General features: G+C 69.6%; 21 protein-coding genes and 1 tRNA gene. 12 read left to right on the top strand and 10 right to left on the bottom strand.

Annotated features, from left to right (window positions below):
• Window positions 1–5: 5 nt before the first annotated feature.
• From ACSQ14_RS23175 to ACSQ14_RS23165, 3 genes are all read right to left on the bottom strand, one after another.
• On the bottom strand, window positions 6–1,295 hold the full coding sequence (locus tag ACSQ14_RS23175) for a homoserine dehydrogenase (RefSeq protein ID WP_436016961.1): 1,290 nt from the start codon (window positions 1,293–1,295) through the stop codon (window positions 6–8).
• The gene (locus tag ACSQ14_RS23170) at window positions 1,292–2,512 is read right to left on the bottom strand and encodes an LL-diaminopimelate aminotransferase (RefSeq protein ID WP_436016959.1); all 1,221 of its coding nucleotides are present in this window, start codon (window positions 2,510–2,512) and stop codon (window positions 1,292–1,294) included. The genes ACSQ14_RS23175 and ACSQ14_RS23170 overlap by 4 nt, the downstream gene beginning before the upstream one ends.
• A 124-nt stretch (window positions 2,513–2,636) precedes the next feature.
• Entirely contained in the window at window positions 2,637–3,155 is a 519-nt protein-coding gene (locus ACSQ14_RS23165; RefSeq protein ID WP_436016957.1) for a hypothetical protein, read from the bottom strand.
• Between the two features lie 17 nt (window positions 3,156–3,172).
• Between ACSQ14_RS23165 and phaC the strand changes: the two genes are divergently transcribed.
• The 4 genes from phaC to ACSQ14_RS23145 all read left to right on the top strand — a co-directional run bounded on the left by phaC (window position 3,173) and on the right by ACSQ14_RS23145 (window position 7,168).
• On the top strand, window positions 3,173–5,203 hold the full coding sequence (phaC, locus tag ACSQ14_RS23160; protein WP_436016955.1) for a class I poly(R)-hydroxyalkanoic acid synthase: 2,031 nt from the start codon (window positions 3,173–3,175) through the stop codon (window positions 5,201–5,203).
• A gap of 266 nt (window positions 5,204–5,469) precedes the next feature.
• Window positions 5,470–5,796: a PadR family transcriptional regulator gene (locus ACSQ14_RS23155; protein ID WP_436016953.1), complete on the top strand. Its 327-nt coding sequence runs from the start codon at window positions 5,470–5,472 to the stop codon at window positions 5,794–5,796.
• Window positions 5,793–6,371 (top strand): DUF1700 domain-containing protein, encoded by a 579-nt coding sequence (locus tag ACSQ14_RS23150; RefSeq protein ID WP_436016951.1) that lies wholly within the window; start codon window positions 5,793–5,795, stop codon window positions 6,369–6,371. The genes ACSQ14_RS23155 and ACSQ14_RS23150 overlap by 4 nt, the downstream gene beginning before the upstream one ends.
• Window positions 6,371–7,168 (top strand): GIN domain-containing protein, encoded by a 798-nt coding sequence (locus ACSQ14_RS23145; protein WP_436016949.1) that lies wholly within the window; start codon window positions 6,371–6,373, stop codon window positions 7,166–7,168. Before ACSQ14_RS23150 ends, ACSQ14_RS23145 begins: the two co-directional genes overlap by 1 nt.
• A gap of 2 nt (window positions 7,169–7,170) precedes the next feature.
• Here ACSQ14_RS23145 and msrB read toward each other — a convergent pair whose 3' ends face one another.
• From msrB to ACSQ14_RS23120, 5 genes are all read right to left on the bottom strand, one after another.
• Window positions 7,171–7,650 (bottom strand): peptide-methionine (R)-S-oxide reductase MsrB, encoded by a 480-nt coding sequence (gene msrB / locus ACSQ14_RS23140; RefSeq protein WP_436016947.1) that lies wholly within the window; start codon window positions 7,648–7,650, stop codon window positions 7,171–7,173.
• Window positions 7,651–7,828: 178 nt separating this feature from the next.
• Window positions 7,829–8,809: an N-acetyl-gamma-glutamyl-phosphate reductase gene (gene argC, locus ACSQ14_RS23135; protein WP_436016945.1), complete on the bottom strand. Its 981-nt coding sequence runs from the start codon at window positions 8,807–8,809 to the stop codon at window positions 7,829–7,831.
• 88 nt (window positions 8,810–8,897) lie between these two features.
• Window positions 8,898–9,386, bottom strand: a complete 489-nt coding sequence (gene rpsI, locus ACSQ14_RS23130) for a 30S ribosomal protein S9 (protein WP_436016943.1) — start codon at window positions 9,384–9,386, stop codon at window positions 8,898–8,900.
• A 2-nt stretch (window positions 9,387–9,388) separates the two neighbouring features.
• A complete protein-coding gene (gene rplM / locus ACSQ14_RS23125; RefSeq protein ID WP_436016941.1) occupies window positions 9,389–9,862 on the bottom strand; it encodes a 50S ribosomal protein L13 in 474 nt (157 codons plus the stop codon).
• A 170-nt stretch (window positions 9,863–10,032) separates the two neighbouring features.
• Window positions 10,033–11,064: a COX15/CtaA family protein gene (locus ACSQ14_RS23120; RefSeq protein WP_436016939.1), complete on the bottom strand. Its 1,032-nt coding sequence runs from the start codon at window positions 11,062–11,064 to the stop codon at window positions 10,033–10,035.
• 107 nt (window positions 11,065–11,171) lie between these two features.
• On the opposite strand from ACSQ14_RS23120, the gene ACSQ14_RS23115 reads away from it, so the two are divergent.
• From ACSQ14_RS23115 to ACSQ14_RS23100, 4 genes are all read left to right on the top strand, one after another.
• The gene (locus tag ACSQ14_RS23115) at window positions 11,172–11,369 is read left to right on the top strand and encodes a DUF2842 domain-containing protein (protein ID WP_436016937.1); all 198 of its coding nucleotides are present in this window, start codon (window positions 11,172–11,174) and stop codon (window positions 11,367–11,369) included.
• 85 nt (window positions 11,370–11,454) lie between these two features.
• Window positions 11,455–11,531: transfer RNA gene (locus tag ACSQ14_RS23110), tRNA-Pro, on the top strand.
• Between the two features lie 489 nt (window positions 11,532–12,020).
• Window positions 12,021–12,839, top strand: coding sequence for a sugar phosphate isomerase/epimerase family protein (locus tag ACSQ14_RS23105; RefSeq protein ID WP_436016935.1), 819 nt, complete (start codon window positions 12,021–12,023; stop codon window positions 12,837–12,839).
• Window positions 12,840–12,991: 152 nt separating this feature from the next.
• Complete coding sequence (locus ACSQ14_RS23100; RefSeq protein ID WP_436016933.1) at window positions 12,992–14,107, top strand: Gfo/Idh/MocA family protein; 1,116 nt, start codon at window positions 12,992–12,994, stop codon at window positions 14,105–14,107.
• 22 nt (window positions 14,108–14,129) lie between these two features.
• On the opposite strand, the gene ACSQ14_RS23095 is transcribed toward ACSQ14_RS23100, so the two are convergent.
• Together ACSQ14_RS23095 and ACSQ14_RS23090 are read right to left on the bottom strand one after the other, a co-directional pair.
• Window positions 14,130–15,308, bottom strand: coding sequence for a hypothetical protein (locus tag ACSQ14_RS23095; RefSeq protein ID WP_436016931.1), 1,179 nt, complete (start codon window positions 15,306–15,308; stop codon window positions 14,130–14,132).
• 206 nt (window positions 15,309–15,514) lie between these two features.
• Window positions 15,515–16,927, bottom strand: coding sequence for a mannose-1-phosphate guanylyltransferase/mannose-6-phosphate isomerase (locus ACSQ14_RS23090; RefSeq protein WP_436016929.1), 1,413 nt, complete (start codon window positions 16,925–16,927; stop codon window positions 15,515–15,517).
• Window positions 16,928–17,178: 251 nt separating this feature from the next.
• Between ACSQ14_RS23090 and ACSQ14_RS23085 the strand changes: the two genes are divergently transcribed.
• From ACSQ14_RS23085 to ACSQ14_RS23070, 4 genes are read left to right on the top strand one after another with little or no spacing between them, the layout of a single operon-like run.
• Entirely contained in the window at window positions 17,179–17,916 is a 738-nt protein-coding gene (locus ACSQ14_RS23085; protein WP_436016927.1) for a hypothetical protein, read from the top strand.
• Window positions 17,913–19,139: a hypothetical protein gene (locus ACSQ14_RS23080; protein WP_436016925.1), complete on the top strand. Its 1,227-nt coding sequence runs from the start codon at window positions 17,913–17,915 to the stop codon at window positions 19,137–19,139. Before ACSQ14_RS23085 ends, ACSQ14_RS23080 begins: the two co-directional genes overlap by 4 nt.
• Before the next feature lie 10 nt (window positions 19,140–19,149).
• Complete coding sequence (locus ACSQ14_RS23075) at window positions 19,150–20,001, top strand: glycoside hydrolase family 16 protein (RefSeq protein WP_436016923.1); 852 nt, start codon at window positions 19,150–19,152, stop codon at window positions 19,999–20,001.
• Between the two features lie 54 nt (window positions 20,002–20,055).
• Entirely contained in the window at window positions 20,056–21,510 is a 1,455-nt protein-coding gene (locus tag ACSQ14_RS23070; protein WP_436016921.1) for a lipopolysaccharide biosynthesis protein, read from the top strand.
• The last annotated feature ends 160 nt before the right edge of the window (window positions 21,511–21,670 follow it).

The following is a 21,670-nucleotide window of genomic DNA, read 5'->3' as shown; positions in this document are numbered from 1 at the left end:
ATCGCTCAGATATTGGCGATGCGCAGCAGGCGCGGCCGTTCGAGCACCGCCGGCAGGCCCGCGATCCGTTCGATGGCCGACTTCAGCACCGATTCCGCCACCGCGTGGGTGGTCAGCACGATCGGCACGCCCTCGGCCTTCTCGACGGGCTTCTGCAGGAAGCTTTCGATCGACACGCCCGCCTCGGCGAGCGTCTCCGAAACGGCGGCGATGACGCCGGGTTCATCCTTCACCAAAAAGCGCAGATAGGCCCGGCCCATGCTCTTGGACGGGTCGACCGGGGTGAAGGCCTCGAGCGCGCCGGCCGGCGCCTGGAAGACCGGCCGCACGGCGGCGGTCATCACGTCGGCGATGTCGGCGGCGACCGCCGCGGCGGTCGGCCCGGAGCCGGCGCCGGGGCCCTGGACGAAGATCCGCCCGATCCGCTCGCCCTCGATGAACAGGGCGTTGAGCGCCCCGCCGGCCTGGGCCAGCGGGTGAGCCAGCGGCGCGAGCGAGGGATGCACCCTGACCAGCACGCCGTCCGGCGACCGGTCGGCCGAGGCCACCAGCTTGATCCGGTAGCCGAGATCTTTGGCCATCTGGATGTCGAGCAGTTCGACCTGCTCGATGCCTTCGATCTCGGCCGCGGCGTAGTTCGGCGCGCAGCCGAAGGCCAGCGCCGCCAGGATGGAGATCTTGTGCGCCGCGTCGAAGCCGCCGACGTCCATGGTCGGATCGGCCTCGGCGTAGCCCAGCCGCTGGGCCTCGCCGAGCACGTCGCCGAACGAGCGGCCGGTGGCCTCCATCTCGGTTAGGATGTAGTTGCAGGTGCCGTTGAGGATGCCGGCGACCGACTTCACGTCGTCGCCGACCATCGCCTCGCGCAGCATCTTCACGGCCGGCGTGCCGCCCATCACCGCGGCTTCAAACAGCAGCGGCGCGCCCTTCGCTTCCGCCAGCGCGGCGAGTTCGGCCCCATGCTCGGCGATCAGCGCCTTGTTCGCGGTGACCACGGGCTTGCCGGCGGACAGCGCCGCCTCCACCGCCGCCTTGGCCGGGCCGTCGGACCCGCCGATCAGCTCGACGAAGATGTCGACGTCCGGCGAGGTCGCCAGCGCCACCGGGTCGTCGAACCACGGCAGGCCGGAGATGTCGAACGGCCGCGGCCGCGAGCGCGAGCGCGCCGACACCCCGGTGACGACCACCCGGCCGCCGGCCGGGGCGAAGTTCGGCCGTTCGGCAATGAACTTCAGCAGTCCCGTGCCGACGGTGCCAAGGCCTGCGACGCCAACGCGCCAATCTCGACTGCTCATTGGGCCGCCATATTGTTGTGGGCGCGGGCGAGGATCTCTTCGCTTTGCGCCAGAAACTTTTTCACGTTGCGCGCGGCCTGCCGGATGCGGTGCTCGTTCTCCACCAATCCGATCCGCACATAGCCTTCACCGTATTCGCCGAAGGCGATGCCCGGCGCGACCGCCACGCCCGCCTCTTCGATCAGCAGCTTGGCGAACAGCATCGAGCCGGCCTCGCGGTACTGCTCGGGCAACGGCGCCCAGGCGAACATCGACGCCGGCGGCGCCGGAACGTCCCAGCCCGCGCGATGCATCGATTCCACCAGCACGTCGCGCCGCTTCTTGTAGATCGCGCGGATTTCGTCGACGCAATCCTGCGGCCCGTTCAACGCCGCGGCGGCGGCCACCTGGATCGGCGTGTAGGCGCCGTAGTCGAGGTAGGACTTCACCCGCGCCAGCGCCGAGCACATCCGCTCGTTGCCGACCACCATGCCGACCCGCCAGCCGGCCATGGCGAAGGTCTTCGACAGCGAGTTGACCTCGACGGCGATGTCCTTGGCGCCTTCGACCTGCAGGATCGACGGCGGCGGATTGTCCTCGAAGTAGATCTCCGAATAGGCGATGTCCGAGAGCACGAGCATGTCGTGCTTCTTCGCCAGCGCGATCACCTCGCGGTAAAAGTCGACGTCGACCCATTGCGCCGTCGGGTTGGACGGATAGCTGACGATCAGCACGCTGGGCGGCGGCGCCGAGTGCTTCACCGCCCGGCTGATGCCGGCGAGGTATTCCTCGGGCGAGCCGGCCGGCACGTGGCGGATCACCCCGCCGGCCATGATGAAGCCGTAGGCGTGGATCGGATAGGCCGGGTTCGGGCAGATGATCACGTCGCCCGGCGCGGTCAGCGCCTGGGCGAGATTGGCGAAGCCCTCCTTCGACCCGAGGGTGGCGATCACCTCGGTCTCCGGGTTGAGCTTCACGCCGAAGCGGCGGTCGTAGTAGCCGGCCATCGCCTTGCGCAGGCCGGCGATGCCCTTGGAGGCCGAGTAGCGGCCGGCCTTCGGATCGCGAGCGGTCTCGACCAGCTTGTCGACGATGTGCTTCGGGGTCGGCATGTCGGGATTGCCCATGCCGAAGTCGATGATGTCCACGCCGTCGGCGCGAAGCCGGGCCTTGATGCGATTCACCTCCTCGAAGACGTAAGGCGGGAGGCGACGGATCCGGTGGAATTCGGGGGTCATGTCGGTGAGCTCTGGCGCCGCGAGCTGCCCTGTGCGGCTGAAGGGAGCTGAAGCCGGGCATGGATAGACTCCGGGCGGGAGTCAGCCAAGCCAGTGAATGCGGGTTTTTGCGCCTCCGCGGCCCCTATCGATTCGCCGGCGGAGGCGGGGTAGCTCGCTTGCGCACCGCATTAGCGAAGGCTTCGGTGTCGGCGGCGGTCGACGGGCCGAGGTCCGGCCCCGCAGCGCGGCGCGCACCAGCGGCAAAGGCGGTGGTGTTGCCGGTCAGCGCCCAGGTGTTCGGCGCGGTCGCCGCCTGGAGCCGGTCGCGGGCGGCGACGACGGTCTGGGCGCGCTGGCCATAGACCTGCACCGGCCGCAGATCGGTCGGCGCCGGCGGAATCTCGCTGAACGTCGGATAGTCGCGATCGTTCTTCGTCAGCTTCGCCACCTCGGCGGCGATCGGCGAGTTCGGATCGACCTTGGCGCTGGCGACCGGATTGGTGACGCAGCCTGACAGCAGGGCCGCAACGGCGGCGACGCCCAAAAACCGTGCAGCCATCATGCTTTTGCCAACGTTCATAAATTTGCGGTCAAGCGCGTTCATGTCCCAAGTGGTCTTATGCGATGATGCGCAAAGGCGAAAGAGCACGCGCACTTTCACCGGCGGAGGAAACCTCGATGAGCGAACGGACCGTCGGCTCCGAACCGATCCCCCCGAAGGCCACGTCGGGGCGGTCGCGCGGCAAGGCCGAGGATCCGGACGCCCCGCTCACCCCGGAAGGCTCGCCCAAGCCGCCGCTGCCGGAATCCGCTGAATTCCTGATGATCGAGACCGCCGAGCCGAACGTCGTCAAGGACGGCGTGGCCGAGGACGACGCCGCGGTGAAGCCGCAGGCCCAGGCTGCGCCCGGCTTCGACTTCGCCGCCTTCAGCGTCGAGCAGCAGGCCCAGGTCGAGCGGCTGTCGACGAATCTGGCGCGCGCGGCGCTGGCCGCCCAGGGCGCAATCGCCGAGGCGACGCTGCGCCAGGCCGACCGGGCGCCGGGCGGCTCGCCGGACCCGTTCAACATCATTCCGGCGCTGACCGACGTGATGGGCCGGCTGGCCGCCCAGCCTGACCGGCTGATGCAGGCCCATACGGACCTGTTCAACCGCTACATGGACCTGTGGCACGCCACCGTCCGCAAGGTCGCCGGAGCGCCTTCCGAAGCGGTCGTGGCGCCGGCCAAGGGCGACAAGCGGTTCAGCGCCGCCGAATGGCAGGACAATCCGCTGTTCGACGTCATCAAGCAGTCCTACCTGCTGTCCTCGAACTGGATGAACGACTTGGTCGCCAGCGTCGACGGCGTGGACCCGCTGGAGAAGCGCCGGGTCGAGTTTTTCACCAAGATGCTCACCGACGCCTTCGCGCCGACCAACTTCCTGGCCTCCAACCCGGTCGCCCTGAAAGCGCTGATGGACACCGACGGCGAGAGCCTGGCGCGCGGCATCGAGAATTTCGCCGCCGACCTGCGCCGCGGCGAAGGCGGCGGCCTGGCGATCAGCCAGACCGACTACGGCCAGTTCGAGGTCGGCCGGAACGTCGCTACCGCCCCCGGCAAGGTGGTGTTCAAGAACGAGATCATCGAGCTGCTGCAGTTCTCGCCGGCGACCGAGGACGTCCACCAGATCCCGCTGGTGATCTTCCCGCCGTGGATCAACAAGTTCTACATCATGGATCTGCGGCCCGAGAACTCGCTGATCCGCTGGCTGACCCAGCAAGGGATCACGGTGTTCCTGGCCTCCTGGGTCAATCCGGACGCCCAGCTCTCGCACAAGACCTTCGAAGACTACATGCGCCAGGGCGTCTACGAAGGGACCGCCGCGGCGATGAAGCAGTGCGGCGTCAGCCACGTGAACGCCGTCGGCTACTGCATCGGCGGCACCCTGCTGGGGGTCAGCCTGGCGCACATGGCCGCCAAGGGCGTCACGCCGATCCAGTCGGCCACCTTCTTCGCCGCCCAGCAGGACTTCTCCGAGGCCGGCGACCTGCGGCTGTTCACCAACGAGGCCTGGCTTTCGGAACTCGAACGCCGGATGGACGCCGGCGGCGGGGTGCTCGACGGTCAGGCGCTGGCGGAGACGTTCAACGTGCTCCGCTCGAACGACATGATCTGGTCGTTCTTCATCGACAACTACCTGCTCGGCAAGACGCCTAAGGCGTTCGACATGCTGTACTGGAATTCCGACCAGACGCGCATGCCGAAGACCCTGCACCTCTACTATCTGCGCAAGTTTTACGCCGAAAACCTCTTCGCCAAGGGCGAGCTCGAGGTCGACGGCGTCACCCTGAACCTGAAGGACGTCAAGGTTCCGGTCTACGTCCAGTCGTCGCGCGACGACCACATCGCCCCGGCGCTGTCGGTCTACAAGAGCGCACAGCTGTTCGGCGGGCCGGTGTCCTTCATGATGGCCGGCTCCGGGCACATCGCCGGCGTGATCAACTCGCCCGCGGCCAACAAGTACCAGCACTGGACCAACGAGCAGTTGGGCGAGACGCTCGAGGACTGGCGCGCCGGCGCCGTCGAGCATCCCGGCTCCTGGTGGCCGCACTGGATGCACTGGCTGAAGGAACGCTCCGGACCGCTGGTCCCGGCCCGCGATCCCGCCGCCGGCCCCCTGCCCGTCCTCGGCGAGGCGCCGGGCGAATACGTGAAAGTGCGGTCCTAACCTCTACCTCCCCCGCGAAGCGGCGGGAGGGGGACCACGCGCCGGAGAGCGCGTGGTGGAGGGGGCAAGCGGCCGGCAGGGCCACACAGCCCCAACCCCGAACTCCAACAACGAAGCGGAGCAGCCGTGCGCGCGGCTTGCCCCCTCGACAACCGGCTCTTCGGCGGGCGGGGGAGGTAGACCCTGCGCCTAACTACCTTTTAATGATCGCTATCTTGCGACGCCAGGTACCTTGCGGTACTTAGGGGCTCGGAAGGAGCCGCCGCGTGCCCGAAGCCATCGACATCCAGCTTAAGAAGGGCGCGCTCGAGCTCTGCGTGCTGGCGCTGCTCTCGCAGCACGACAGCTACGCCTACGAGATCGCCAGCCGCCTGGCCGACGCGATCGGCATGGGCGAAGGCACCATTTATCCGTTGATGCGACGGCTGCAGAACGACGGCCTGGTGGAGACCTATCTGGTGGAATCCTCATCCGGCCCGCCGCGCAAATACTACCGGCTGACCGCCGCCGGCCGGACGAGCTTCGGCTCGCAGAAGGCCGCCTGGGCCTCGTTCTCCCAGGCGATGCAGGACATTCTTGGAGGGGCCCAATGACCCGTCAGGCGTTCATCGCCAGGCTGCGCGCCGGACTGCGCGGACTACCGCCGCAGTCCGTCGACGAGATCGTCGCCGACTACGAAACCCACTTCACCGACGGCGAGGCCGCCGGTCGGAGCGAGGCCGACGTGGCCACGGCGCTGGGCGATCCCGGGCGGCTGGCGCGCGAACTGCGCGCCGAGATCGGCCTGAAGCGCTGGGAGGAGGAGCGCAGCCCCTCCGGCGCGATCGCCGCCCTGTTCGCGGTGATCGGCCTGGGCGCGCTCGACCTGTTCGTGCTGCTGCCCATCCTGATGACGGTCGGCGGCGTGCTGTTCGGCCTGGCGATGGCCGCGATCGGCGGCCTGTTCGCCGGCGGCGCGCTGTTCGCCGCCGGACCGTTCGGCGACGTGCCGGGCGGGCCGGCCGCAGCAATCCTCGGCGGGCTGGGCATCATGTCCGGCGCCACCGCGCTTGGCGCCCTCGTGATCCTCGTCGGCGTCGGTCTCGTCAACGCGCTGGTCTGGTACGGGCGGCTGCACTACCGCCTGCTGAAGCCGGCGCTGAAGCCCCAGTCGGAAGGAGCCGTCTGATGGTCCGCGCCCTCATCGTCATCATCATCGCCGGCTTCCTCACCTCGGTGGCCTGCATCTCCGCCGCCGTCGCCATCGGCGGCCCCGAAGCCATGGCCCGCGGCGTCTGGAGCTGGGGCTGGGACGGCGTCTGGGACGACGACCACGGCCCGCACACCTGGCGCAGCTCCACGCACGACAGCGGCCCGCAGACCCAGCGCGACCTGCCCTGGAGCGGCGACCGGCTGGAGGTCAACGCGCCGGCCGAGATCGATTATGTGCAGGCCCCCGGCCCGGCGAAGCTGACGATCCGCGCGCCGGCCCACACCCTCAACCGAGTGCGCGTCGAAGGCGGCCGGATCACCCTGCCCAACGGCGGGCCACGCGGGGCGAAGCTGCACATCACCCTGACCGCCCCCGCCGTCACCCGCTTCGAGCTGAACGGCGCCGATGAGCTGAGCATCACCGGCTACCAGCAGGATGAACTCACCCTGGTCGCCAACGGCCACGCCGAGATCAAGGCGGCCGGCCAGACCCAGACCGTTCGCCTCAGTGTCTCGGGCCACGGCGAGGCCGACCTCGCCGACCTGAAGACCACCGGCGCCGACATCAACATCAGCGGCGCCGGCGAAGCGACGGTCGGGCCGACCGATTGGGCCCGGGTGCAGATCTCCGGCCTGGGCGAAGTCGACCTGCTGACCCGGCCCAAGCGGCTGGAGACCCAGATCGCCGGCGCCGGCCGCGTGCGCCAGCCCGACGATCAGGCCGCAAGCGACGGGGATATCGACGACGGCCGCGGCCCGGTGCGGCCGACCTGACCTCAGGCCGGCGCGAACTTCAGCGCCGCGCCATTGTTGCAGTAGCGCAGGCCGGTCGGCTTGGGGCCGTCGTCGAAGACGTGGCCCTGGTGCCCCAGACACTGGGCGCAGTGGTATTCGGTCCGCGGCAGGCCGATCTTGTAGTCGGTCTTCCGCGCCAGCGCGCCGGGCAAGGCGGTGTAGAAGCTTGGCCAGCCCGTGCCGCTCTCGAACTTCCAGTCCGACTTGAACAGCGCCAGGCCGCAACCGCCGCAGACAAAGACGCCCTTGCGGTGTTCCTTCAGAAGCGGGCTTGAGCCCGGCCGCTCTGTGCCCTCGTGGCGCAGCACCTGATAGGCGGCCGGCGCGAGCTTCTTCTTCCACTCGGCGTCGGACAGCTTGCGCCAGGGCGAGCTGGCGTACTTGTCGGCGCAGACCGCGGCGCCCGGAACGAGCGCGGCGACCGCAGCGGTCAGCACGAAGCTACGTCGATCGAGGCTCATGCGCCGATTACGCGCCGGCCAGATGGCGGATGCAAGGCGTCGCGCGAACGTCATTGTTCTCGTCATCCCGGCCGAAAGCCCGCTCGCGGGCTGAAGAGGCGGGATCCAGGGCGGTGCGCACGGCCCCTGGGTCCCGGATCGGCCTTGCAGGCCGTCCGGGATGACGAAGCTGGTTGACCTAAAGCCCCGCGGCCTCGTCCAGGCCGAGCATCAGGTTGAGGTTCTGCACCGCCGCGCCGGACGCCCCCTTGCCGAGGTTGTCCAGCAGCGCCACCAGCCGCGCCTGGTCGCCGCTCATGTTGCCGAACACGAACAGCTTCATCCGGTTGGTGCCGTTCAGCGCTTCCGGATCCAGCGCGCCGACGAAATTCGCCGCGCCCGCGCGGGTCTTCTGCAGTTCGGCGCATTCCGGGCCGCTCGCCACCTCGACGAAGGCCTCGCCGGCGTAGGCCGCGGCGAGCTCGACGTGCAGGTCCGACGGACTGGGCTTCCCGGGCATCGCCCAGAGCTGCAGCGGAACCTCGACGATCATGCCCTGGGCGAACCGGCCGACCGACGGCGCGAACAGCGGCGGATGGGCGAGCCCGGCGTAGGCCTGCATCTCGGCCAGGTGCTTGTGCGCCAGGTTCAGACCGTAGGTGCGGAAGGCGTCGTTCGAGCCCTCGGGCGCCGCCTTCTGCTCGAACTCCTCGATCAGGCCGCGGCCGCCGCCGGAATAGCCGGAGATGGCGTTGACGGTCGCCGGGAAGTCGGCCGGCACCAGGCCTGCGGCCACCAGCGGCCGCATCAGGCCGATGAAGCCAGTCGGATAGCAGCCCGGGTTGGATACCCGCGTTGCGGCGCGGATCTCGGCGCGCTGCGACTTGGCCATCTCCGCGAACCCGTAGCTCCAGCCCGGCGCAACCCGGTGCGCGGTCGAAGCGTCGACCACCCGGACCTTGTCGCTGGTGATCATCGCCACGGACTCGCGCGCGGCGTCGTCCGGCAGGCAGAGGACCACGGCGTCGACGCCGTTCAGCAGCTCCGCCTTGGCCGCCGGATCCTTGCGGCGCGCCGGATCGATGGAGACGATCTCCAGGTCCTGACGGCCTTCCAGCCGCTGGCGGATCTGCAGGCCGGTGGTGCCGGCCTCGCCGTCGATGAAAACCGTGTGGGCCATGGGTTCGCCTCACCAACAAACAACAAAAAGAAAGGGCGCTTCGGTTGCCCGAAGCGCCCTTCCGAAACGCGACTGATCGCGCGCGGCCTTAGCGCTTCGAGAACTGGAAGCTGCGGCGGGCCTTGGCCTTGCCGTACTTCTTCCGTTCGACGACGCGCGGGTCGCGGGTCAGGAAGCCGTGCGGCTTCAGGACCGAGCGAAGGGCCGGCTCATAGTAGGTCAGCGCCTTGGCGATGCCGTGACGCACCGCGCCGGCCTGGCCCGACAGGCCCGAGCCTTCGACCGAGACGATGACGTCGAACTGGCCGAGACGGTCCGCGATCTCCAGCGGCTGGGCGATCATCATGCGCAGCACGGGGCGCGCAAAATAGATCTCCTGGTCGCGGCCATTGATCGTGATCTGGCCCTTGCCCGGCTTGATCCAAACGCGGGCGACCGCGTTCTTCCGCTTGCCGGTCGCGTAGGAGCGGCCTTGCGCGTCGATCTTGGGCTCGCGGACGATTTCCTCGGCCGCTGCAGTGCCCAAGCCGCGCAGGGCATCGAAGCCCTCGCCCGTGGTGGTGGGGGTTTCCGACATTACTACGCGCTCCGCACGTTCTTGGCGTTCAGATCGGCGAACGCGATGGTCTCGGGGTTCTGTGCGGCGTGCGGATGCTCCGCGCCGTTGTAGATCCGCAGGTGCGTCAGCTGCTTGCGAGCCAGCGGGCTCTCCTTCGGCAGCATGCGCTCCACGGCCTTCTCGAGCACGCGCTCCGGGAAGCGGCCGCCGAGGATCTTGCCCGCGGTGCGTTCCTTGATCCCGCCCGGGTGGCCGGTGTGCCAGTAGTAGATCTTGTCGGTCAGCTTGCGGCCGGTGAACTTCACCTTGTCGGCGTTGACGACGACGACGAAGTCGCCGCAGTCGACGTGCGGGGTGTAGTCGGGCCGATGCTTGCCGCGAAGACGGTTGGCGATGAACGACGCGAGGCGGCCGACGACGGCGTCCTGGGCGTCGATCACGATCCACTTCTTCTCGACCTCGGCGGGCTTCAGCGAAGCCGTGGTCTTCATCATGGGGTGCGATCCGTTAGCTTGTCGGGACTGATACACGCCCCGAGTTGAGGCGCGCATATGCCCAGACCGGGCGACGAAGTCAAGGCGACGAGAATCCTCCGCCCGCCAGTTTCGTCAATGTTTTCCGCACCTTGTGATATGCGGTAATATCATACCGCGCTTTTCTTGCCTCACACCCGGCGAACGCGCCAGGAGAAGGCCACGGCCAGACACAGGGTTGCGGCGGCCATCACCTGGTGGGCGACCCCCAGGCCGATCGGCACGACGGCCATCAGGGTGACGATTCCCAGCAGCGCCTGGACCAGCACCGAGACGGTCACCGCCAGCGCCAGCAGCTTGGAATCCCGGGCCAGATAGCTCGAGCGCCAGGCGGCGACGCCGAAGACGATCGCGACCCCGGTCAGCAGATAGGCGACCAGGCGGTGATGCAGCTGCACCGCGGCCTGGCTGTGCGCGACCGTCGGCCAGAACCCCGGCCCGGCGTAGTCGGCCGGGAAGAAGCGGCCGTTCATCAGCGGCCAGTCATTGTAGATCAGGCCCGCATGGTTGCCGGCGACCAGCGCGCCCAGCAGCACCTGGAAGAAGATCAGGCCGGTGAGCCACAGCCCCCGCCGGCCCCAAGGGCTCGGCAAGGTCTGGCGGGCGCCGCCGGCCCAGGCGTCGAGCGCGGTCCAGACCAGCGCGCCGAGCAGCGCGAACGCCAGCCCCAGGTGGATCATCAGCCGCTCCGGCGCGACATAGACCCGGTTGACCAGCCCGCTGGCGACCATCCACCAGCCGACCAGCCCCTGCAGCCCGCCGAGCACGAACAGCCCGGCCAGCCGGAGCAGCAATCGCCGGGGGATCTCCCGGCGGATCATGAAGACGACGAAGGGCACGAAGAACACCAGCCCGACCAGCCGCCCGAGCAGCCGGTGGCTCCACTCCCACCAGTAGATCCCCTTGAACTCCGCCAGGGTCATGCCACGGTTGAGCTGCTGGTACTGGGGGATGTTCCGGTAGCGGGTAAACTCGGCTTCCCAGTGGGACTCGCTGAGCGGCGGAATCGCCCCGGTGACCGGTTTCCATTCGGTGATGGAAAGGCCGGAGCCGGTGAGGCGAGTCGAGCCGCCGACGACGACCATCGCCAGGACCAGCGCGGCCACGGCGAACAGCCAGATCGCGACGGCGCGCGAACGATCGGAACGCAGGAACGAAGTCATGGGGCGGAAGCGGCGCCCTTTCCGTCTGAACGTGGCCGGCTGGCTACCCGGAAAATGCCGCCGCGTCCACGCTTCCGCCGCAGCCTGCGCCCCGCTATGAGGCGGGCATGACAGCGCGCGTCCGCAAATTCATCGGTGTTTTCGGCATTATCGCCTTCGTGGCGGCCTACGCCGTCGTCGCCTCGAAAATCGCCGATCACCTGCCCGACAACATGCTGGTGCAGACGATCTTCTACGTGGTCGCCGGCCTCGGCTGGGGCGTGCCGATCCTGCCGTTTATCCGCTGGATGAACAGCGGGCGCTGATTTCTAACCCCGCGTCCGGCCCGCCGCAGTTTGCGCTTGCCCTGCTCAGCCGACCGGTTAGAAGAGCCGCCTCGCCGCTGGGCCACGGAGCGTAGCGCAGTCTGGTAGCGCACTTGACTGGGGGTCAAGGGGTCGTGGGTTCGAATCCCGCCGCTCCGACCATCGGCCGGCGGCGAGATTTTCTTTCCAATTCAATAGGTAATGCGCCCTCCCGGGCGGCTGGGGCGCAGTCTGGGCGAGCACCCCAGGCGCGGCCTAGGCAACGTCCTAGGTAACTAGGATATTGTGGAAGGCGCACACGGCCGGATGCGTCGGAAGCATAGAACCGCCCCCTGCCAGTGGGGGCGAAACCGTCGGCGGCTGCTGTCAGAGCGGCGAGCATCCCCTCCTCTACGGGTACATCCACAGGGGACTAATGGGGTCGCGCTGCGCCAGAAGCCGAAGTTTGGACAGGCGCAGCCGTCGCTGCAGTCGGCGCGCCCCGCCGCGCAGACAATCACCCTGCCAGCGCGCTCCGAGTGTTCAGGCCACGGCTCTTCATCGTCGTGGTGTTTGGCCATGTCGGAAAGCGCAGCGCCCGCTGACAAGCTTGTGGTCGCTCTCTAACCTGCCGGCGTACCCGACGGTGCGCAGGCCCAAGGCGGATTCAACATGGACAGGTTGGGCATCGAATTCATCAGCGTCTTCGGCATGCCGCCGGTCGCCTTTGTCGAACTCGCCCGCGACCTCGGCGTGCGGCACATCACGACCGGTCTGCAACCGATGGACTACAACCCGCACGGCTACGCCGGCTGGTCGCTGCGCGACGCCGGCGCCCGTCGCGAGATGATCCGGGCGATGGACGACTGCGGCGTCTCGCTGTCGGGCGGGGAAGGCTTCCTGGTGCAGCCCGGCGCCGACGCCCGCGCGGCCAATCTCGCCAACTTCGAAGCCATGGCCGAACTCGGGGCCACGCGCGTCAACTCCGTCAGCTTCGAGCCCGACTTCCAGCGCAACGTGGAGCAGTTCGGCGTGCTCGCCGAGACCGCCGCGGAGTTCGGCATCGAGACCATGATCGAGTTCGTGCCGATTTTCGCCGTGGCTGACTTGGCGACCGCGCACCGGATCGTCCAGGCGGTGGGCCGGCCCGACCTGCGGCTGATGATCGACACCATGCACGTCGGCCGCTGCGGCGCGGCCGCCCAGGATCTTGCGGCGATCAAGCCGGAGGCCATTGGCTACGTCCAGCTGTGCGACTGCCCGCTACAGCCGGTCATCCCCGACTACCTCGAGGAAGCCATGTATCAGCGCCTCGCGCCGGGCGACGGCGAGCTGCCGCTGCGCGAGATGCTGGCGGCCTTGCCGCGCGACCGCATCGTCGGCCTGGAGATCCCGCTGCGGTCCGAGGCCGAGGCCGGCGTCGAACCGCGGGAGAGCCTCGCCCGATGCGTCGCGGCGGCGACGCGCCTGCTTTCAGACCTGGATAGTTGATCGCCCGGCCCCGGTCGCCCGCCGATCACCGGCTTGCGGATGAGGCGTACGGCAATAAGATAGCAGTCACTATCTAACCGCCCGGCGAAACCAGCCGCGCACTCGCTGACGCCGAGGAGGCTTCCAATGGGCGACGTTGTCGGCAGGCCTGGATGAACCCGAACTACGATCCCCCCGTGCAAACCGCCCCGCCCGTCCTCGTCGTCGGCACAGGCTTCGGCTGCCGGATCCAGGTCCCCGCCCTCAGGGCCGCCGGCTTCGAGGTGGTGGGCCTGGTCGGCGCGGACCCCGCGCGGACCGCGGAACGCGCTGCGGCCAACGGGGTGGCGCAGGCCTTCGTCGATCTCGACGAGGCGATCACCCGCACGAATGCGGTCGCCGTGGCCGTCGCGCCCCCGCCGCACCTGCACGCCCCGCTGGTCCTCACGGCCCTCGCGCGCGGCTGTCACGTGCTTTGCGAAAAGCCCTTCGCCAGGGACGGGGCGGAGGCGCGGACCATGCTGCAGGCGGCCCAGCGCGCCGGCGTCGTCCACCTGGTCGGCCACGAGTTCCGCTGGACGCCCGAGCGGGCGACGCTCGCCCGGGCGATCTCCCAGGGACGCATCGGCGAGCCACGCTTCCTGACGCTCACCCAGTTCCTGCAGTACGCCTCCAGTTCCGATGTGCAATTGCCGCCCTGGTGGCTGGATCCGCAGGCCGGCGGCGGCTGGCTCGGCGCGGCGGGTTCGCACTGGGTGGACTGGATCCGCAGCTGGGCCGGCGAGTTCGCTTCGGTAAGCGCCGCCTTGCCGCGGGTCACCTGCCCGCAGGAGGGGGCCGAGGATTCCTTCGTGGTGCGGTTCCGTCTCGCCAATGGCGCGGAAGGCGTGCTGCAGCAGACTGCGGGGGCGTTCGGCCCTCTGGCGAACACGGTCCGCATCGCCGGGACGGACGGTACGGCGTGGCTCGACGGCGAGACGGTCTGGATCGCGGATCGCCAGGGTACGCAGGAGGCGCAGACCCCGCCGGACCTCGCACTGCCGCCCCCGCCGCCGGCGAGCAGCGACCCACGCCAGCAGACCGCCGAGTGGCAGATGCTCTCCTACGTCGAACTCGCGCCCTACACGCGTCTCTGTGAGGCATGGCGAAGCCTGATCGAAGGTGGCGCGCCGGCGAGCGGCGTGCCGCTACCGACCTTCGCCGACGGCGTGGCCTGCATGGAGGTGCTCGACGCCATCCGCGTCTCGGCGGCGAACGGCGGCGCGCTCGTCAACCTTCCGGCAGGCTGAGAGGCGGACGCCTCGCGTCCTCTCACCAGCGTCGGCGTCGCTGACAGGCGCGGATCCGGCGGCGCAGTTCCTCCGCGCGCTCCGCCGGGGTCACGACCGGGGTGTCGGCCGGCAGCTGGTCGCGCAACTCCGCGAGCTTCACGCGCTTGATGGTCGGCAGGGGTTCGCTGTCGCAATCGAACCAGCGTCCGTAGATGCCGCCCTCCTTGTACCCGGCCGGATCGAGCCAGTTGGGCACGCCCGGGTCTTCTAGCGCGATCACGGCGCGGAACCGGCCATCGGAGCTGACCTTAGCGAAGTGGCCGTTGGTGCTGGACAGGCGGTAGACGTATTCCAAGGCGTTGAAATAGGGGTCGTTGAGCTGGATGTTCCAGTAGGGCCGCCGCTCCGGCAGGTCGGTCTCGATGATCAGGGCCTCGCCGTCGTCCAGCTGGAAGCAGGCCGGCCAGTAGACCTGTTTGGCGAGCGCGCCCTTCATGCGGATCGGCTCGAAGACGTTGAAGCCCACGCGCGCCTTCACCCCGTTCTGCATGCGGTAGTAGCTGCGGGTCTTGCGGGCCGGGAACTTGGCCATCTCGGTGATGCGCGCGAGGATCTCGTCCGGCGTCAGGCGCGGCTTGGGCGGGACCGGATCCAGGCATTCGATGCTCAGCGTGGGATCGACCTCGGTCTCCCAGTCGTAGCTGCGATAGCGCACCATCATGCCGCCGGCCCTCGGATCGATCCGCGCCCAGTTGCCGGTGTGGCCCGTGGGCCGTTCGGCGCTGAAGATCACCTCGAAATCCCCGTTGGGCGCGAAGACGAGGTCCTTGTCGTCGATCTCGTTGTGCCCGCCGATCAGCGAGATATCGTCCACCATGCCCGACATGAAGGTCTGGGTGGTGAAGCTCAGGATGTGCACCGTGCCGCGGTTGCCGGAGACCCGATAGGTCAGGTCGCCGCGGATCGGGCTGTAGAGGTAGATGTCGTCGGGATTGGGCTGCAGCGTGTAGACGGGGTTCCAGAGCGGCGCCCAGTCGGGATGTTCCGGCGTCGCATGGAAGTAGGCGAAATAGCTGTACGACAGGCTCGTCATCGTCTGGGGGTAGACGTCGGCGCGATAGGCCGGATCATCAGGCCGCCAGGTGTTGGCCAGCTCCGCAACGGCGTCCTCGAGCGGCGCGAGATAGGTCCGCAGGCTGGGATCGATCTCGGCGCTCATCGGGCGCTCCGCAATGATAGCGTTCACTATCTTTCTAGGCCGGCACCGCGCGGCGGAGCAAGCGCGACAGCAATTTGTGAGCCTCTTGCGAGCGAGTTTCGGCGCGCGCTTGCCGGCTCCTAGAGAGACGAGGGCAATAGTCCCGCCTCGGCGGCTCTGCCCGTACACAGCCGGGCATCCTAGCCTCGAACCTGAGGCCCACGCGATTAAGCCCGCGCGTAGACGTCCTCGAAGCGGACGATGTCGTCCTCGCCCAGGTACGGCCCGGACTGCACCTCGATCAGGTTGAGCGGCACCTTGCCGGGATTGCCCAGCCGGTGCACCGCGCCCAGCGGGATGTAGATGCTCTGGTTTTCGCCGAGCAACTTCTCCTCGCCGTCGAGGTGCACCACCGCCGTGCCGTTCACCACCACCCAGTGCTCGGCGCGGTGGAAGTGCTTCTGCAGGCTAAGCTTGTGCCCCGGGTTGACGGTGATCCGCTTGACCTGGAACCGCTCACCTTCGGTGACGCCTTCGTAGGAGCCCCACGGGCGATAGACCCGGCGGGTCTGCACGGCGCTGTTGTGGTTCGAGGCCTTCAGCCGCTCGACCAGCGTCTTGACGTCCTGGTCGCGGTCGCGATGGGCGATCAGCACCGCGTCCTGGGTGGCGACGACGATCAGGTTCTCGACGCCGACGGTGGCGATCAACGGGCCTTCGCTGCGGAGGTACGAGCCGCGGGTGTCCTCGGTCAGCACGTCGCCGAGCTCGACATTGTCGTCCTCGTTGCGGTCGGCCAGCCGCCACAGCGCCGACCAGGCGCCGACGTCGCTCCAGGCGAAGCTGGAGGCTACGACCGCGGCCTGCTTGGTCCGCTCCATCACCGCATGGTCGATCGAGATCGACGGGCTCTGGGCGAAGGCGTCGGGATCGAGCCGCAGGAAATCCATGTCGCGCTGGGCGGCGTGGAGCGCGGCCCGCACCGCGGCCAGCACCGCCGGCGCGTGGGTCTCCAGCTCGGCGATCACCGACTTGGCCGGCAGCAGGAAGATGCCGCTGTTCCAGGAGTAGCGGCCTTCGGCCAGATAGCCCTCGGCGGTCGCCAGGTCCGGCTTCTCGACGAAGGCGTCGACCTTGTGCGCAGCGCCGGTCAGGGTCGCGCCGGCGCGGATGTAGCCGTAGCCGGTCGCCGGGCTGTCGGGCTGGATGCCGAACAGCACCAGCGCGCCGCCTTCGGCGGCTGGCACGCCGGCGTCGATCGCGGCCAGGAAGCCGGCGGCGTCGGGCACGGCGTGGTCGGCGGGCATCACCAGGATCAGCGCGTCGGGGTCCTGCTGGCTGGCGATCAGCGCCGCGGCCGCGACCGCCGGGGCGGTGTTGCGGGCGACCGGCTCCAGCACGATCGTCGGCTGGCCCTGGCCGATCTCGCGCAACTGCTCGGCGATGACGAAGCGGTGCTCGGCGTTGGCGATCACCGTCACCGGATGGAACCGGGCCGGATCGGCGACCCTGAGCGCAGTCTCCTGCAGCATGGTGCGCTCGCCGGCCAGCGGCAGCAGCTGTTTGGGGAAGCTCTCGCGCGACAGCGGCCACAGCCGCGAGCCCGAACCGCCGGACAGGATTACCGGAAAGATCGCCATCGGCCGCGCCCAAGGACGCGCCGCCAGCCCGCGGCGCGCCCCAAGCTAGGCCCGCAAGTCCGGCAGCGGCGCGATCGGCATGGCTCGACGCCGCGCCGCGCCGCGGCGAGCGCCCGGATTCGGGCTTCGGTCTCGCCGGATGCGGCGATCGGGGCATCTCGCGGACGGCTCGCCGCGGCGCGCCGGTCGGCGTTGACGGCGCGCCGTGCCGTAGCGCCGGCTGGCGGCTCGACTGCAAAGAGGCTGCCCCGGTGAAGCTGCGCTTTGAACCTGAGGCGATCGATCTCGTCAGCGTCGACCTCTTCGACACCATCCTGCTGCGCGACCACCGCTGCGAACGTCGCCGCTTTCTGCTGACGGCGCGCCTGGCCGGCGAGAGCCTGGCGCGCGTCGGCTACGCGACCTCGGTCGCCGCCCTGCTCCAGTCGCGGCTGGACGCCCAGCGGCTGACCTACCGCGCGCTGCAGATCGCCTGTCCGCACGGCGACGTGCCGCTGGCCCGGATCCTTGAGCTGCAGACGACGATCCTCGGCCTGCCGCCCTGCGCCGCCGAAATTCTCGCGGCCGCCGAGTTGCGGTTCGAGGCGTCTCACCTGCGCCCCAACCGCCGGCTGCTGCGGCAGCTTGCGGAGCTGCGCGCCGCGGGCACGCGGATCATCGCCATCTCGGACATCTATCTGCCCCGTGACAGCTTGTGCGAGCTGCTCGACCGTCTGGCGCCCGGTCATCCGCTGGACGCCGTCTACTGCAGCGCCGAACTCAACCTCACCAAACGCAGCTCCCACCTGTTCGGAGCGGTGCTGGAGATGGAGCGCGCAGCCCCGCACCGGGTGCTGCATCTCGGGGACGATCGGACCGCCGACCTCGACATGGCTCGCCTGGCGGGCCTGCAGTCCCGCTGGCTGCCGCGGCGGCGCATGAAGCTGCTGCGCAAGCTCGATCGCCTCCTGCTGCGCTCGGCTCTGCCAGTCATCGGAATGGCCGTATGAGCCGGACGCCGGATGATCCGGTCGAAGCCTTCGGCCGGTCGGTGCTGGGGCCGGTCTTCGGCGAATTCGCGCTGCGCCTGCACCTGTTCCTGCTCGCCAGAGAGCCGGGCGAGACCGCCACCCTGCTGTTCTGCGCGCGCGGCGGGTTCAGGCTGCGGCTGATCTATCAGGCCTTCCTCGAGGCCGCGGAGCTGCCCTGCCCGGTTCCCTGCGCCGACCTCATGGTCTCGCGGCTCGTCGCGGCGCGCACCGCGCTGGCGAACGGCTCGGCGGCCGCCTACGAGGAGCTTGGCCGGGAGTTCGCCGGCGACACGCTCGGAGGTGTGGTCCGGGCGCTGACGCAGCGCGACCTGCTGCTGGACGCGGCGGCCGACACCCCGTTCACGCCCCGCGCCCTCGCTGAGCTGCTCGCCGAGGAGAGCGCGCGGGGGCGGATGCTGCGCGCGGAGCTGGCTGAGCAGAACCGCCTTTTTCAGCAGCACCTCACCACGGTCGCCGGTGCCACCTGCAGCGTCCTTTTGTGCGACACCGGGCTCTACGGCAGCACCGTACGACTGCTGCGCGCCGGCCTGCCGGACTACCACTGGCTCTGCCTGCTGTTCGCGCGTTGCAACTACAAGGGCTTCTCCGAGAGCCACTTCCCGGTCACCGTCGGCCTCTCCGTCGAGGCGGGTGGCTACCGCGGGTTTGCGCCGCGAACGGCGGTGCTGCGGCATTGGCACCTGATCGAGTCCTGCCTCGAACCTGCCCTGCCCAGCGTGGTGGCGTTCGCCGAGCACGGCCAGAGCGCCCGCTCCAACCTCGAACGTGACGGGTGGCAGGGGAGACTGGAGGGCCAGGCCGGCGAGCTGTTCGCCGGGGTCCTGAGCTATCTGCGGGCGCTGCCGCCCAGACGCGCGGCCGAGCAGATCTACGCCGACGCGCCGGCCGCCTGGCAGCGACTGCATGACGCCATCGTCTGGCCGGGCCCCAAGGACCGGAAGATCCTCGGCCTCGGCGAGCGGTCGCGCGACTTCGGCCGCGACGAGACCGTCTCAATCGTGAGCCGACCGGGGCTCCGCGCCCGTCTCGCCGAGATCAAGCACAGCCTCTGGCGCGAAGGCGCCGTCGTCGATCGCTTCCCGGCCTCCCGCTGGCTTTGGCTCGGCGCGCTGCAAACCGGCCACCTCGCCCGCGGCGCGCTCGCCGTCGCCCGACCCGGGCCGGCCGGCGGGCCGGACTGAGGGGTGCGACATGCGGGTCTCGGCCATCGCGGCGCTCGCCGCCGCCTCGCTCACCTCGGGCCCGGCCGGCGCGCCGGAGGCCGCGACCGCGAGGCCCTGCGCGCTGCATCCGGTGCTGATCGAGGACTTCGACGACCTCAGCATCCACCGCAACCGGATCGGCCCGGCCCGCTGGACGGCCCACACCCCCTGGTGGGGCGACTTCGGCGACGCCCGGTTCGCCGATCCGGGCCCGGACGGCCCCTTTTCGGTGAAGGATGGAGTCCTCTCGATCACCGCCTCCAAGGACGCCGAGGGCCGCTGGCAGTCCGGACTGATCGCGGCGGCGGACTCGACCGGCGCCGGGGCCGGAACCCGCTACGGCTATTTCGAGACGCGGATGCGGATGCCGACCGGCGCCGGCACCTGGCCCGCCTTCTGGCTCGCCGCCTTGCGGCCGGCGAAGACCACCAAGGACGCGCCCGTGGAAGTCGACGTCATCGAGTATTACGGCCACCTGCGGTCAGGCTACCGGGCGGTGCTGCACGTCTGGTATCGCGACAAGGCGCTGCGCCGGGGCAAGGGTCATACGGTCGAGGTGCCGGAAGGCGCGCTCGAACGCGACTTCCACACCTACGGCGTCGACATCTCGCCCCAGGCGATCGTCTTCTTCCTGGACCGCAAGCCGGTCTGGAGCCAGCCGACGCCGAAGGAGCTGGACGGCCCGCTCTACCCGCTGGTCAACCTCGCCCTCGGCAGCGGCTTCCCGATCGACAAGACGCCCAACCCGTCCGTGCTGCGGGTCGACTACGTCCACGTCTATGGCCGCGGCCCGGGCCCGCCCGGCGGCTGCCGACCGGGATTGCCGCCAGCGTCCGCCTGAACGGCGTCCGCTCCCGATCAACGCGCCGCGGCGCCAGCCACATCAGGAGGTGCGATGCTCGCCACCAAGACCGTCCGCGGCGCGAGCTGGCTCATGAGCTCCCGGCTGACCGGGCGGCTGATCGACTTCGCCACCGTCATCATCCTGGCGCGCATCCTGAGCCCCGCGGACTTCGGCCTGACGGCGCTGGCCGCCAGCCTGATGGCCATCCTCGACACCGCCCTGGAGATCCCGCTGTCGCAGGCGCTGACCCGGCTCAAGGTCATCGACAAGCGCCACCTGGACACCGCCTTCACCCTCGGCCTGTGCCGCGGCGCGGCGCTGTCGCTGATCCTCTGCGCGGCGGCCTGGCCCTTCGCGCTGGCCTTCCGCGATCCGCGGCTCGCGCCGTTGGTCTGCGCCTTCGCGATCGGCCCGGTCGCGCGCAGCCTCTACAGCCCAGCGATGGTGCAATATGTCCGCCAGATCAGCTTCCGGCAGGCGTTCGCCGCCGAGATGACCGGCCGGACCCTGGCCGCCGCGACCGCGATGTCGCTGGCCTTTCTCGGCGCCGGTTACTGGGCGATCGTCGCCAACAACGCCGTCGCCTCGCTGGTCACCAGCGCGCTGTCCTACGTCATCGCCCCTTACCGGCCGGCGCTCTCCTTCGCGCGTTTCGCGGATTTCCGCGCCTTCCTGGGCTGGTTCAGCTCCGCGCAGCTGGTCGCCGCCGCCAGCTGGCAGGTCGATCGCGGCGTGCTGGGCTATTTCGTCAGCAAGGCGGCGCTCGGCCGCTACACCATGGCCAGCGACCTGGCCGTCCTGCCCACCCAGAGCCTGATCGGGCCGGCCATGGCCCCGGTGATGGCGGCCTTTTCGCGCATCCAGGACGATCGCGAGCGGTTGGCGCGAGCCTATCTGCGGGCGGCCAACGTCACCATGATGATCGCCGTCCCGACCGGCCTTGGGATCAGCATCACCGCCGATCTGATCGTCAGGGTGATGCTCGGCCCGCAGTGGACCGACACGATCTTCTATCTGCGCTGGCTGGCGATCGCGACCCTGCTCAGCGCCGCCTACCAGCCGCTCTACTCGGTGGCGCTGGCGATGAACCGGCCGACGGTCGTCTTCCGCCTGAGCCTGGTCGAGATCACCTTCAAGGCCCTGCTGGTGGCGCTCGGCTTCTACGCCTTCGCCATGGCCGGCGTGGTCGCCGCCCGGTGCCTGGTCTCTCTGGGCATGTTCGGCGTGATCGTGCTGACGGTCCGCAGCATGCTCGGCGTTTCGGCCCTCTCGCAGCTGGCCAACCTCTGGCGCGTCGCCCTGTCCTGCGCCGCCATGGCCGTGCTGGTCCTGCTGTTCCGCCAGCAAACCGCGCACTGGGGGCTGCCGGCTCCGGTGGAGCTCGGCGCCGCTGCGGCGTTCGGCGTGGCGGTGTACGCCGGCGCGCTGTTCGCCCTCGGCGTCAGGCCGCACGCCATCGGGCTCGGCCGGCTGGCGCCGCCGGCGCGCGGCGAAGTCGGCAACTGAGCCGTCCCGCGCCGGATCGTCGAGATCCGGGCACAACCGGCCGCCCGAGGAGCGCCTTTGCGGCGATCCCGACATGCGGATCGCATTTCGGGGACGCCGCCCCCGCCGGCCGTGGACAGCTCGCCTACGCCTCCCGACGCTCAACTCCCCAGGGCGGACA

The organism is Phenylobacterium sp. LjRoot219 (genome assembly GCF_964252995.1).
Taxonomy (GTDB): domain Bacteria; phylum Pseudomonadota; class Alphaproteobacteria; order Caulobacterales; family Caulobacteraceae; genus Phenylobacterium.
The sequence above is the reverse complement of the archived record's forward strand: the minus strand, read 5'-3'. Positions and strand labels throughout refer to the sequence as shown.